Source organism: Azospirillum canadense (assembly GCF_025961225.1).
Classification (GTDB): domain Bacteria; phylum Pseudomonadota; class Alphaproteobacteria; order Azospirillales; family Azospirillaceae; genus Azospirillum; species Azospirillum canadense.
The window spans coordinates 1,454,191-1,467,100 of the sequence record NZ_JAOQNG010000010.1 but is presented as its reverse complement, the minus strand read 5'-3'; the positions used below and the strand labels follow the sequence as shown (position 1 = coordinate 1,467,100).

General features: G+C 70.4%; 12 protein-coding genes. 8 read left to right on the top strand and 4 right to left on the bottom strand.

What is annotated here, in order from left to right; genetic code table 11:
- Positions 1 to 243 precede the first annotated feature (243 nt).
- A complete protein-coding gene (locus M2351_RS42575; protein WP_264661999.1) occupies positions 244 to 1,869 on the top strand; it encodes a L,D-transpeptidase family protein in 1,626 nt (541 codons plus the stop codon).
- A gap of 149 nt (positions 1,870 to 2,018) precedes the next feature.
- The gene (locus M2351_RS42570) at positions 2,019 to 2,471 is read left to right on the top strand and encodes a hypothetical protein (protein ID WP_264661998.1); all 453 of its coding nucleotides are present in this window, start codon (positions 2,019 to 2,021) and stop codon (positions 2,469 to 2,471) included.
- 344 nt (positions 2,472 to 2,815) lie between these two features.
- Here the strand turns inward: M2351_RS42570 and M2351_RS42565 are convergent, their stop codons facing one another.
- Positions 2,816 to 3,268: a MarR family winged helix-turn-helix transcriptional regulator gene (locus M2351_RS42565; protein WP_264661997.1), complete on the bottom strand. Its 453-nt coding sequence runs from the start codon at positions 3,266 to 3,268 to the stop codon at positions 2,816 to 2,818.
- Positions 3,269 to 3,414: 146 nt separating this feature from the next.
- Positions 3,415 to 3,615, bottom strand: coding sequence for a hypothetical protein (locus M2351_RS42560; RefSeq protein ID WP_264661996.1), 201 nt, complete (start codon positions 3,613 to 3,615; stop codon positions 3,415 to 3,417).
- 286 nt (positions 3,616 to 3,901) lie between these two features.
- Between M2351_RS42560 and M2351_RS42555 the strand changes: the two genes are divergently transcribed.
- Positions 3,902 to 4,048, top strand: a complete 147-nt coding sequence (locus M2351_RS42555) for a hypothetical protein (RefSeq protein WP_264661995.1) — start codon at positions 3,902 to 3,904, stop codon at positions 4,046 to 4,048.
- A gap of 71 nt (positions 4,049 to 4,119) precedes the next feature.
- Here the strand turns inward: M2351_RS42555 and M2351_RS42550 are convergent, their stop codons facing one another.
- Positions 4,120 to 4,587 (bottom strand): EF-hand domain-containing protein, encoded by a 468-nt coding sequence (locus M2351_RS42550; protein WP_264661994.1) that lies wholly within the window; start codon positions 4,585 to 4,587, stop codon positions 4,120 to 4,122.
- 358 nt (positions 4,588 to 4,945) lie between these two features.
- Here M2351_RS42550 and M2351_RS42545 point away from each other — a divergent pair, with 358 nt between their 5' ends.
- From M2351_RS42545 to M2351_RS42525, 5 genes are all read left to right on the top strand, one after another.
- Complete coding sequence (locus M2351_RS42545; protein WP_264661993.1) at positions 4,946 to 6,076, top strand: lysylphosphatidylglycerol synthase domain-containing protein; 1,131 nt, start codon at positions 4,946 to 4,948, stop codon at positions 6,074 to 6,076.
- Positions 6,077 to 6,148: 72 nt separating this feature from the next.
- Positions 6,149 to 7,261 (top strand): radical SAM protein, encoded by a 1,113-nt coding sequence (locus M2351_RS42540; RefSeq protein ID WP_264661992.1) that lies wholly within the window; start codon positions 6,149 to 6,151, stop codon positions 7,259 to 7,261.
- A 140-nt stretch (positions 7,262 to 7,401) separates the two neighbouring features.
- Positions 7,402 to 7,758 (top strand): copper resistance CopC family protein, encoded by a 357-nt coding sequence (locus M2351_RS42535; protein ID WP_264661991.1) that lies wholly within the window; start codon positions 7,402 to 7,404, stop codon positions 7,756 to 7,758.
- A 4-nt stretch (positions 7,759 to 7,762) separates the two neighbouring features.
- Positions 7,763 to 9,406, top strand: a complete 1,644-nt coding sequence (locus M2351_RS42530) for a copper resistance D family protein (RefSeq protein WP_264661990.1) — start codon at positions 7,763 to 7,765, stop codon at positions 9,404 to 9,406.
- A 7-nt stretch (positions 9,407 to 9,413) separates the two neighbouring features.
- Entirely contained in the window at positions 9,414 to 11,978 is a 2,565-nt protein-coding gene (locus M2351_RS42525; protein ID WP_264661989.1) for an MMPL family transporter, read from the top strand.
- A gap of 97 nt (positions 11,979 to 12,075) precedes the next feature.
- Here M2351_RS42525 and hpnK read toward each other — a convergent pair whose 3' ends face one another.
- A complete protein-coding gene (hpnK, locus tag M2351_RS42520) occupies positions 12,076 to 12,909 on the bottom strand; it encodes a hopanoid biosynthesis-associated protein HpnK (RefSeq protein WP_264661988.1) in 834 nt (277 codons plus the stop codon).
- Position 12,910: the final 1 nt, after the last annotated feature.

Here is a 12,910-nt window from a genome sequence, read left to right as displayed (position 1 = left end):
CAACAAATGTCCGTATGCCATACGGCAATGTGTCACGGGCGCAACGCTGCTGTGCACATTGTGGCACGCAAGCCTCAGTCCACGTGATGTCACTTGAGTCTCACAGCCTGCGACGTCAGATGTCGTACTCCGAAAGCGCAGGGGTGTAGCGCTCCGTCCCAGGGACGAGCCGTGGCATCGTGTCGCGTTTTCCAGAGGTTGTTTGCCGGTTGCCTGTTCACCGCCGCTTGGGGTGCTTTGCCAATGCTGAACCGTTTCCGCTCCTACGCTCGGCCCTCGCTGAAGGCTGGGATGGCCGTGTGCCTTCTCGCCGGACTGCTGTCGGTGCCCGGGCGTGCCGCGCAGGCGGCTGCTCAGGCAGCCATCCAGTCGGCCTCGGCCCGGGACGTCGTCGGTTCCTGGATCGCGCGGCTCGACCAGCGCGCCGGGGAACTGGACGCCGCCCCCCGCGTGAAGCAGACCAAGATCGGCTACGGCATGGTCCTGAAGAAGGGCGACGGCGGCATGGTGGAGGTGGTAGCGCCAGGCCCGGTCCAGCCGAGCGACCAAGCCGCTGACAAGCCTGCCGACAAGCCGGCCGCCGCGGTTCCGGTTCCGCCCCCGGCGCCCGTTGCTGCTGCCGCGACTCCGGCTCCCGCCACCGCGGCGGGCGAGGGCGATGCCACGTCGGCGCCTGTGGAGGTCCTGCCGCCCCTGCCGCCGCCGGCGCCGCTGATGCTGACGGTGCGGGCGAAGAGCGCTGACCGCGTCGGCCGTCTCGCCACCCGGCTGATCGAGTTGGGCTTCCTGACGCAGGAGCAGTGGACCGACAGCTTCGACGACACGCTGGAAACGGCCGTGCGCGCCTTCCAGATCGGCGAGGGGCTGATGCCCGACGGCAAGGTCGGCGAGGCGACGCGCCAGGCGCTCGACCGTACGCCGAAGGAAGCGGCCTCGCTGATGCGCGGCGCCGCGACCTCCATGCGGGCCGTGCAGGCGACCGTTCCGGACACCGTCCTGTTCGTCAACCTGCCGAGCCAGACCGTCACCTACATCGAGCGTGGCAAGCTTGCCTTCACCATGCGCGCTGTGGTCGGCCGTCCGTCCCGCCAGACCCCGCTGCTGCAGGACCGGGTGGTCAGCGTCACCATCAACCCGACCTGGACCGTGCCGCCGACCGTGATGGCGCAGGACAAGCTGCCGAACCTGCGCAAGAAGGGGAACCCCGGCATCAAGGACGCCATTGTCTATCTGGACGGGGTGGAGGTCGCGCCGGAAAGCATCAACTGGTGGTCGGTCTCGCCGGAGCGCATCCGCATCGTGCAGCGGCCGGGCGACGACAACGCGCTGGGGCGTTTCCGCTTCAACCTGACCAACGGCGAGAGCATCTTCCTGCACGGCACCAACGACCCGAAGCTGTTCGAGCGCGACATGCGCGCCGCCAGCTCGGGCTGCGTCCGCCTCGCCGACGCCCGCATGGTGGCGGAGCTGCTGCTGCGCGCGGCGAAGATGGACCCGGCCGCCATCGACCGCCAGATGGAAACCGGCAAGACCAAGACCGTCTCCCTGCCGACCGCCGTGCCCGTCCGCTTCGTCTACTGGACCGCCATGGTGGAGCCGGAGGGCACGGTGCGCGTGCACCCGGGCATCTACGACGACATCCCGACCGCGTCGCAGCCGTCCAACCCGCCGTCCGCGGCACCGCTGTCGCTGCCGCCGGCCGCCGCCGGCACGGCCTCCACGCCCAAGCGCCTGGAGCCGCCGAAGTCCGTCCGTCCGGTGCCCGCGGGCAGCCCGCTGCCGGCCCAATCGACCAGCGCCCGCCCGCGGACCGTGAACGTCCCGGGCAACGGCGCCGCGGGCGCACAGGTCGTCCGCACGTCCATGTAAAGCCGCGGCCTGTTCCTCTTACGGCCTGTCCCCGTGTAGGGGGCACGCCCGAACGGACATGAACCGATCGGCCGATCCGAAACGGGTGCGAATCGACGCCATCTTTTCCTCATGAGCCACGGCGCTCGTGGCCATGGGGGAGGTGCGCGATGCTCCGCTTCACCAGAATCCAGCTGTTCGGGCTCCTGGCCGTCGCTGTTCCGCTGTTGTCGCTGAATCCGCCGGCCGAGGCCGGGGGCTGGGGCGGCCATGGCGGGTATGGGCATGGGTGGGGCGGCTATGGCTGGGGAGGCCACGGGTGGGGAGGCGGATGGCACGGCGGAACCCGCTTCGGGTTCAGCCTGTCGCTGCCGCTGACCTTCGGCTACCCGGCACCGTATCCCTACCGCTATCCCTATCCATACCCCTACGCCTACGCGCCGCCGCCCGTCGTGGTCGTGCCGGCTCCGCCCCCAGCGACCGCGACATCCCCGACCTATCTCACCCCGAACGGACGCACATGCCGCGAGTTCGAGACGCGTGGTTCCGTGGACGGGCGGAGCGTGCCGCTGCGCGGCACCGCCTGTCTAGACCCGGATGGACGCTGGCGCGTGGCGCGGTGAGCCGAAGTGTACTTTGGGGACCGCGATAACGGATATCCCCAGAACCTGTGGGTAACTCTGTGAGCGAATCCGGGAGCAACGTGTCCGCGAAGCGGATTCTCCACGGAGTCCGCCGATTTGCCTAAAATTTAGGCGCGAGAAAACCGGCGTGTTTCCACGCGTTCCCGCGGTCTTTCGCAGGCCGTTCACGGCCGAAGAAACAAAAAAGCAACACTGTGAGAGTCAAGCGCGGCGTTCCGTTGCGTGTGCATAACTTGTGTCGCATCGGACCTTTGGCCGCACCCTGAGGGGGTACGACCGTGGGCCGGGCTACGGGCGGATCGGAACGGCGTGGGAGGAGGCTGTTAAGAGGCGAGCCGGGACAGCAGCTCCAGCAGGGTGTCCTGCTCGTCCGGCGACAGCCGCGCGGAAAGGTCCCGCTCCGCCTTGGCGACGGCGGGGCCGGCAGCGGCCAGCACCTCCTGCCCGGGCTGGACGAGGCTGACGAGGTTTCGGCGCCGGTCATGGAGGTCGGGGCCGCGCAGGACGAAGCCGCGGGAGATCAGCCGGACGACGACCCCCTGCATGGTGGCCGGGTCCATGGCGATGCTGCGGCCGAGGTCGATCTGCGACATCGGGCCGGACTGCTGAAGCGCGACCAGCGCTGCCCATTGCGGCGGCGTCAGCCCGAAGGGGGCGAGCGCGTCGCTGAGCAGAGCCGTGGCCCGCTGGTGCACCCGTCGGACGCGACTGTGAATCGGCTCCCGGTAGAGAGATGGCTCCTTAGGTTTGCCGTGCTGATCCTCCGGCGGCGCCATATGCCGTCTTCGCCTCGCGTCAATTGCATTCGCAAAGGCTTATACCAGCGGCGTGTGTCTGCCTTGTTTCAGATCAATCGCGCTGCGTTTCAGCGGCGCAACATTGCACCCATGCGTCCCGGGCGTTTATCACGCGGTGATCACGGCTATTCCGCGGCCCAGGAGGATGGCGCGCAATGCTCGGCCTGCGTGTGGAAGCCAAGATCGATGAGCTGGACCATGCGCCGCTCCACCGCCACCAGATACTGGCGTGTCTCCATGCTGCGGCAGTCGCGGCTGTGCTTGCGCAAGGCGGCGATGGCTCGGATGGCCGGATCCTGGGGCGCTGGGCTGCGTGTCGGCGTCATGGCGGCATCCGCGTGGGGCGGTCGTTCGTGGGCGTGCTATTACAATACAGACACATTACAATTTTGCGAGCGACTTTATGAAAACTCGCTGTAAGGCTGCATACGGGGATATATGTTTGGTGTCGATTCTGTAACACGCGCAGGTTTCTGAGGGGGGCCGGCTACCTTCGGAGTGCATACGCCGTCGGGACCGGGGATCACAGCTCCCCGCCCGCCGTTCCCGGCCGGGCGGTTGCCCAACGGTCGTGGGGCGGTTGATTCGGCAATTGATTTCGGTGGCGGACCCATGCGTGGAGTGACCGGTGCGATTGCGATGGTGGGCGCCCTTGGGGCGCTGGTCGGGGTGGTCAGCTACGACCCGACTCCGGTCCGGGTGATCGTCATCGCGCTCTGCTGCGCGCTGACCGGCTTCCTCCTGGGCCGGCGCCGCTGAACCCGACAGCAAAGAAAAACCCCCGCCGCGGGGCCGGCGGGGGTTTTCGTCGGGCGGGCTTTTGCCCTTCGTTATTGCTGGGCTGTGCCGCCGGTCGTGCCCGAGGTGGCCGAACCCATGTTGGTGGGCGTCGAGCCCTGGGCACGCTTGTGGGTCGTCTGGGCGTGGGCGGTGCGGTAGGTCTTGATCTCCGCTGGAGTCAGGGTGCCGCTGTGGTCGGCGTCGATTCGGTTGAAGGAGGTCTCCTTGCGCCCGGCCGCCTTCCATTCCTGTTGGTCCAGGACGCCGTCGTGGTTGGTGTCCAGCGCCTGGAAGCTGCCGGCCTTGGCGTGGTGCTGGCGGGTCGCGGTGCCCTGGGTGGTGGCCCCAGTGGTCGCGGAGCCCGTCGTCGTCTGGTCGGACATGCTCGGGCTGGAGGTGCCGGGACCGGACGTGACGGCGCCGGCCTGCGGGCTGGTGGTGGAGCCGGAGGTGGCGGCGTAGGCCATCGGGCTGACGAGCATCATCAGGGCGGCCACGGCGGTAATGCGGTTCTTCATGGTCCTGTGCTCCCTTCCGGGGTCGGTGGCGCTGCCGGGCGCGGGATCGAAGCGCCGGCTACACCGCAACCAACAGCCGGCCGGGCCATCCCCTTCCATGAAATCGCGTTCATGAGCGCAACCGGAAACCATCCCCGCGGCCTGCCGGACCCAGACCTTGGTTTGGGTTGGTGCCCAAAAGGCGGTTTGGGGGTGGCGGAGCGTAGCGTACCGTACGATACTTGTCCCACCGGCCGCCGTGCGGCCGGGTTGCGCTGGGCCGCCCGGTTCCCCAGGGAATCACCGTGCAGGGCGCTCCGGCGACCATGATGACGATGGTATCGCGCGACGGACCGCACCGGAGGGGAGAAAACGCGTTTTGCTGCACGGAACACCGGCCGCCACCCCCAACCGCGCCGACGGAGGCGAAGGGGCGGCCAGCGACGTCCAGGGCGACGTGACTCGCGTCGCGACCGAGGAAAGCGCCGCGCCCGCGCAGGCGGGGGAGGCCGACGCGCGCACGCTGCGGCGCGGCCTGCTGAACGGGACGGTCCTGGGCGTCCTTGCCCTGCTGGCCATCGTCCTGCTGAACCGCGACGACCTGTCCGGGATCGGCCGGGTGCTGACCGACCTGCCCGCCGCGCTGGCCATCTCCGCCGCCGTCCACCTGCCGCAGATCATCCTGACGGGGCTCGCCTGGCGCGTCCTGATCAACATCGAGCCGCGCCCGTCCATCCTGGCGATGACCGCGCTGCGCTGGTACCGGGAGGCGGCGAACGCGCTGTTGCCGGCCGGGGCGCTGGTCGGGCAGGCGGCGACGGCGCGGCTGGTGGCGCGCCAGGGCGTGCCGGGCAGCGTCGCCGGGGCGACCGCGACGGTCGACCTGACGATGGAGGCGGTGTCGCAGCTGTTCGTCACGCTCGCCGGCTTCGGCCTGCTGCTGACCCGCGACGGCGGCGACGGGGAGGGCGGCCTGACCGGCTTCGCCATCACCGGCCTGGGCATTGCCGCGGCCGGCGTGATCGCCATGGTCGCCTTGCAGCGCCGTCTGCCGCTGCGCCCGCTGGAGGCCCTGCTGAACCGGCTATCGCGCCGCTGGCCGGCGCTGAAGCCGACCTGGATCGAGGATTTCCAGCAGGCGGTGCTGCGCCTGCACGAGGACAAGAAGGCGCTGGGCGCCGCCGTGCTGCTGCACAGCGCGGCCTGGATGCTGGGCGCGGTGGAGATCGCCGGAGTGCTGGCCCTGCTCGGCCACCCGGTGTCGCTGACCGACGCGCTGATCATCGAAAGCTTGGCGCAGGCCCTGCGCAACGCCGGCTTCATGCTGCCCGGCGCCATCGGCGTCCAGGAGGGTGCCGTGCTGGCGGTGTCGGCGCTGGTCGGCGTGCCGGCGGCCCCGGCGCTGACCACGGCGCTGGTCCGCCGCGCGCGGGAGGTGCTGTTCGGCCTGCCCGGGCTGGTCGCGTGGCGCCGGTCGGAACGACTTTCGGCTGTCAAGGCGGCCGCTTGACCCTATAACGCTGCGAGAGCGGCCTCGTTGGAAGTTTACGGCCGCGACAGCGGCCTCTTGAAGGAAAGACGCATGTCGGGAAAGGATTCGAGGCTGATGGACCTGCTGCGGCTGATCCCGCGGGGCGGCCCGGCCATCTGCAACATCTCGGTCACCAATGCCTGCAACGCGACCTGCGGATTCTGCAACTTCGCCCACGACAAGGGCTATGTGAAGCACCGCAGCTGGCTGGACGCCGACCGCTTCGCGGACGCGATGGCCCTGCTGCGCGACCGCGCCTCCGTCCGTTTCGTCACCTTCATGGGCGGAGAGCCGCTGCTCCATCCGGAGATCGGCGCCATGGCGCGGACCGCGATGGCGCACGGCATGCAGCCGACGCTGGTCACCAACGGCTGGCTGCTGCCCAAGAAACTGGACGAGTTGGCCGAGGCCGGCTTCACGACGCTGTTCATCTCCATCGACGCGGCCGACGCCGAGACGCACGAGAAGAACCGCGGCCTGAAGGGCGTGTGCGAGCGGATCAAGGAATGCACCGCCCGCATGGAAAAGCTGGGCATGTCCGCGGTCGCGTCGGTGACCATGAGCAAGCTGATCCCGGACTACGACGCGCTGGTGGACTTCCTCAAGGAACTGGGCTTCAGCGGCGTCACTTTCTCCTACCCGCGCAAGGCGGAGCTGGGCTCCTCCTCGCTGGTGTGGTCGGAGGACAGCGACCTCGTCGACCTGCGCCCGACGGAGCTGCTGGCCGCCTTCGACGCGGTGGACCGGCAGCGTGACCGCTTCCCGGTGCACAACCCGCGCGCGTCGGTCGCCGACATGAAGCGCCGCCTGCGCGGCGAGAAGGAACGCTTCGTCTGCCTGGCCGGCTACAAGTACTTTTACCTGGATTGGAACTACGACCTGTGGCGGTGCGAGGACTGGGCGGCGCCGCTTTGCTCCGTCTGGGACTTCGACGCCAGCCGCACGGTGCGCGACGGCTGCCAGGCCTGCACGACCGACTGCTACCGCGACGCCAGCGTGATGCTGCACATGGCGGTGGCGATGGGCGACGCCTTCGCGCGCCTGTCGGAGGGCAAGCTGGGCGCCGCCGCGGCGGCGCTGGTCAACGGCCGCACGGCCTCGTCCATCGGCGCGGTGATGAACCAGGGCGGCGCCCGGCTGGGCCGGCTGTCGGGGATCGGATGATGCTGTTTGCAAAATCTCCCTCTCCCCCCCGGGGAGAGGGTCGGGGTGAGGGGCAAACCTTGGCGCGGTGCAGTGCTTTTCCGGCCTTCGGCCGCCCCCTCATCCTAACCTTCTCCCCGGGGGGGAGAAGGAAACTCACCGTGCTCGGCGGGCTGCTGGCGCTCGCGCTGGCGTCGCCGGTCCACGCCCACGCGGTGATCAAGGAGTCCAAGCCCGCGGAGAACGGGACCGTCGCCGGGCCGGACGTGGACCTGTCGGTGCGCTTCAACAGCCGCGTCGACCATGCGCGCAGCAAGCTGAGCGTGTCGGCCGGGAAAAACGGCCCGACCGTGGTCCCCATCGCGCCGGACAGCCCGGCGGACGCGCTGACCGGCCGGGCAACCGGGCTGGCCCCCGGCGCCTACCGGCTGAACTGGCAGGTGCTGTCGGTGGACGGGCACATCACGCGCGGCGTGGTGCCGTTCAAGGTGCAGGCGCCGCAGGCGAAGGTGCAATAAAGCCATGGAACTGCTGACCGATATCTTCGGCCTGCTTTCGGTGATGCTGCGGGCGTTGGTGCTGGTCGGCACCATGATGGCGGTGGGCGGCTGCGCCTTCCTGCTGCTGCTGGCGCAGCCGCTGCGGCCGGCGCTGGCTGGATTCTCCGACGGAATCGAGACGCGCAGCCGCCACATCCTGCGCTGGTCCGCGCTGGGGCTGGCCTTGGTCGTGGCCGCCGACGCCGCGGTCGGGCTGGCGGTGCTGGAGGGTACGACGGAGCTGCCGCTCGGCGACCTCGTCGGCGCGGATTTCGTGGTGGCGGGCGCCGTCTCCTTCGTCGCCGCGCTGGCCCTGGCGGCGGTGGCGGGGCGGGGCGCCAACTGGCCGCTCGCCCTGCTGTCAGTGCTGCTGCTGGGCGCCCTGGTGGCGACCAGCCATTCCGCCGCCCGGCCGGAGGAGCGCGCGCTGCTGCTGGCCTTCACCGCCCTGCATGTGGCGGGGGCCGCGGTGTGGATCGGCGGCCTTCCATATTTGGTCAGCGCCCTGTCGCGGATCGGCCTGCGGCCCGCCTGGGCGCTGGTCGGCCGCCGCTATTCCATGATGGCGGTGGCATCGGTCGCGGCGCTGCTGATCGGCGGGATCGGGCTGGCGGTGGTCTTCGTCGGCGACCCCGGCGGCATCTGGGGCACCGCCTACGGCGTGATGCTGTCGTCCAAGGCCACCATGTTCGCTGGCCTGCTCGTCTTCGGTGCGCTGAACTTCCGCATGATCGAGCGCGCGCTGCGCGGCGGCCCCTCGCCCGCGCTGCGGATGCGCCGCTTCGCGGAGGCGGAGATCGGCATCGGCTTCACCATCCTGTTCGCCGCCGCCTCGCTGACCTCCCTGCCGCCGGCCGTGGACCTCCAGGACAACCGCGTCACCCTGCACGAGATTGCCGAGCGGATGGAGCCGCGCTGGCCGACGATGAGCACGCCCGACCACGGCAGCCTCGCCATCCCGGCCCTGCAGGCGAAGCTCGACTCGCAGGCCAAGGCGGAGGAGGAAGCGGCCCCGCGCGCCTTCGTCCCCGGCGCCGGCGCTCCGCCGCCGCGCAACGCCGCCGACATCGCCTGGTCGGAATACAACCATCATTGGGCCGGCCTGATCGTGCTGGCGGTCGGCTTCGCCGCGCTGCTGGAGAAGACCGGCCGCGTGCCCATCGCGCGGCACTGGCCGCTGCTGTTTCTGGCGCTCGCCGCCTTCCTGCTGGTGCGGTCGGACCCGGAGGGCTGGCCGCTGGGCGACATCGGCTTCTTCGAGAGCTTCCGGGACCCGGAGGTGGTCCAGCACCGGCTGCTGGTGCTTCTGGTCATCGGCTTCGCTGCCTTCGAATGGGGCGTGCGGACCGGAAAGCTGACGAAGGCCTGGACCGCCATGGTCTTCCCGCTGTTGACGGCCGTGGGGGCGGGGCTGCTGCTCACCCACTCCCACCAGCTCGCCAACATCCGGGAGGAGTTGCTGATCGAGATGACCCACACGCCGCTGGCCCTGTTCGGCGTCGCCGGCGCTTGGGCGCGCTGGCTGGAGATCCGCTTGCCGGAGGGCGAACGGCGCCTGCCGGGCATCGTCTGGCCGGTGTGCTTCATGCTCGTCGGGCTGGTCCTGCTCGGCTACCGCGAGACGTGACCGGGCGATGATCGATCGTTTCGTTGAGCGCCTGGTCGGCGCCTGCATCCGGCACGCGCTTCTGGTGCTGTTCCTGGCGCTGGCCGCGGCGGGTGCGCTGGGCTGGACGGCCGCGACGCGGCTGGGCATGGACACCGACGTCGCCAAGCTGATCGCCGCCGACCTGCCCTGGCGGGAGCGGGAACTGACCTTCGACCGGCTGTTCCCGCAGGAGGTGGACCTGCTGGCCGTCGTCGTGGACGGGCAGACGCCGGACCTCGCCGACCATGCCGCCACCGCGATTGCGGAGCGGCTACGTACCCGCCCCGACCTGTTCAAGACGGTGCGGATGCCGGGGTCGGGCCCGTTCTTCGAGCGCAACGGCATCCTGTTCCTGCCGACCGAGGAAATCCGCGCGCTGACCGACCGGCTGATCGAGGCGCAGCCGCTGATCGGCGTGCTGGCCGCCGACCCCAGCGCGCGCGGCCTGTTCGGCATGCTCGACCGCATGCTGGAGGGGGTGGAGCGCAACCAAGCGACCATGGCGCAGATCGCCGCTCCGCTCGACGCCGTGGGCGCCGCCGTCGGCGCGGCCTTGCGGGGCCGGACGGAGCCGGTGGCCTGGTCCACCCTGCTGACCGGTCGCGACCCCGCGCCGGAGGAGTTGCGCCGCTTCGTCCTGGCGCAGCCGATCCTGGATTTCGACGAGCTGGAGGCGGCGGCCAAGCCGACAGGCTTCATCCGCGACACGGTGCGCCAACTGGGCCTGACGCCGGACCACGGCGTGCGGGTGCGCATTACCGGCTCCGTCGCGCTGAACGACGAAGAATTCGCAACGGTGTCGGAGGGGGCGGAGGAGTCCCTGGCGCTGTCGGCCGTGCTGGTGCTGGTGATCCTGTTCCTGGCCGTGCGGTCGCCCCGGCTGATCGTGCCGATCACGGTGACGCTGGCGGTCGGGCTGGTGTGCACCGCGGGCTTCGCCGCGCTGGCCGTGGGGACGCTGAACCCGATCTCCGTCGCCTTCGCCGTCATGTTCATCGGCATCGCTGTGGATTTCGGCATCCAGGTCTGCGTCCGCTACCGCGAGCAGCGTTTCGAAATCAGCGAGCCCGACGCCGCCATGCGGGCGACGGGGCGCGAGGTCGGGCGGCCGCTGCTGCTGGCCGCGGCGACCACGGCGGCGGGATTCCTGGCCTTCGTGCCGACGGCCTATGTGGGCGTCTCGCAGCTGGGCCTGATCGCCGGGGCGGGCATGGTCATCGCCGTCGTGCTGAACCTGACCCTGCTGCCCGCGCTGCTGACCCTCTTCCACCCGTCGCCGGAGCGGGAGCCCGTGGGCATCGCCGCGGCCCGGCCGCTCGACCACGCGCTGCTGCGGCACCGCCGCGCGGTTCTGGTGGTGGCTGGCTTGGCTGCGCTGGGGTCCATCGCGCTGCTGACGCGGCTGCATTTCGACTTCAACCCGCTAAACCTTCAGAACCCGCACACCGAGGCCATGTCCACGATGCGCGACCTGATGGACAACCCGCGCACCACGCCCTTTTCGGTGGAGGTGGTGACACCCAACGTGAAGGCCGCCGCGGACCTCGCCGACAAGCTGTCCACGCTGCCGGAGGTGGGGGAGGTCATCAGCGTCAGCGGTTTCGTTCCGGAGGACCAGCCGGCGAAGCTGGCCCTGCTGGCCGACGCCGCGCAGTTCATCGGCCCGACCCTGGCGCTTGCCGGGACGGAGCCGCCGCCGACATCGGACGACATCCGTCGGGCCGCCGCGGAGGTCGCCGCCCAGCTTGTGCGCGTCGGCGCGGCGGAACGGGCAGAGGCGCTGCAGCGGCTCGCCAAGGCCGACGACGCCACGGTGCAGCGCGCCGCCGCGGCCATGACCACGGGGCTGAAGGCGCGGCTGGACGGCATCGCGGCCATCCTGGACGCGCAGCCGGTGAGCCTGGACAGCCTGCCGCCGGACCTCGTCCGCGACTATGTGGCGCCGGACGGGCAGGCGCGGGTGACGGTGTTCCCCAAGGGGGACAGCCACGACAACGCAACGATCGTGCGCTTCGTGCAGGCGGTGCAGGCCGTGGCGCCGCAGGCCACCGGCGTGGCGGTGACCATTCAGGAATCGGGCAACACGATCAGCGCGGCCTTCCTGCGCGCCGCCGTGCTGGCCCTGGTCGCGGTGACCGTGTTGCTGGGGCTGGCGCTGCGGCGGGTGCGCGACGTGGCGCTGGTGGTGGCGCCGCTGGTGCTGGCGCTGCTGTTGACCATGGGGCTGTGCGTGCTGGTCGGGCTGCCGCTGAACTACGCCAACATCATCGCGCTGCCGCTTCTGCTGGGCATCGGCGTCGCCTTCAACATCTACTTCGTCGTGAACTGGCGGGCCGGCTATGCCGAGCCGCTGGCCTCGCCCACGGCGCGCGCCGTGCTGTTCAGCGCGCTGACCACCGCGTCCGCCTTCGGAACGTTGGCGCTGTCCCACCACCCCGGCACGGCGAGCATGGGGCTGCTGCTGTGCATCGCGCTCGGCTGCACGCTGCTGACGGCGGTGTTCGTGCTGCCGGCAATGTTGGGGTCGGTGCCATCAAAGCAGGAAGGGTGAAGGGGGATCTCCCTCGCCCCTCTGGGGAGAGGGTGGCCCGAAGGGCCGGGTGAGGGGGTTGTGCTTTTGCCGGACGTACCAGCGTCGCAGGCCCCCCTCACCCTAACCCTCTCCCCAGAGGGGAGAGGGAAAGCGCCCCATAGGCCGTCAACCGAATCCCCTTCCTCTCCACCATCGCCTTGATCTCCGGCGATACCAGCGCGGCGAACTCGTCGGCGGGGCGGTAGGTGGGCATCAGGTCGGCGAGGGCGGGCGTCTGCGACGTGGCGGGGTGGGAGTAGAGTTCGGTCACGCCGTCCGGGAGGTCCTGGAGGACCTCAATCACCCGCTCCTCGGTCATGGCGCCGCTGTGGCGGATGCCGTGGACGCGGTCGGGCATGGCGAGGCCGGCGCGGCGAGCTTGGCGGCGCAGCAGGCCGATCCAGGGGGACAGCAGGGCGGGGTGACCGGGCTCGTCGGGGATGCGGACGGCCTTCAGGCCGAACTCCAGCCCGATTTCGACCAGCAGGCGCCCCACGGTCGGGTGCAGGTGCATGTGCTTGTGGGCGTCCACATGGTCGAGCGGCAGCCCGGTCGCCGCGAAGGCGCGGAACTGCGCGCGGATCTCCGCGGCGAGCTGACGGCGCACCGACGGGCGGAGAAAGTAGGAGAATCCGGCCAGCGCCTGCCGGTCGGAAAAGCGCCCCCGCGCATCCACGAGGTCCGGGATGTCCTCGGCCGGCAGCATGGAGCCGGCATCGACCAGCGCCAGGTGCAGCCCGACGCCCAGTCCCGGCATCCGCTTCGCCAGCGCCACCGCCTGGGCCGCCGCGGGGGCGGCGACCATCAGGCTGGCGGAGGTCAGGATGCCGGTGCGGTGGGCCTGCTCCACCGCCTCGTTCACCGCCGGGTCGAGGCCGAAGTCGTCGGCGGTGACGATGAGTTGACGCACG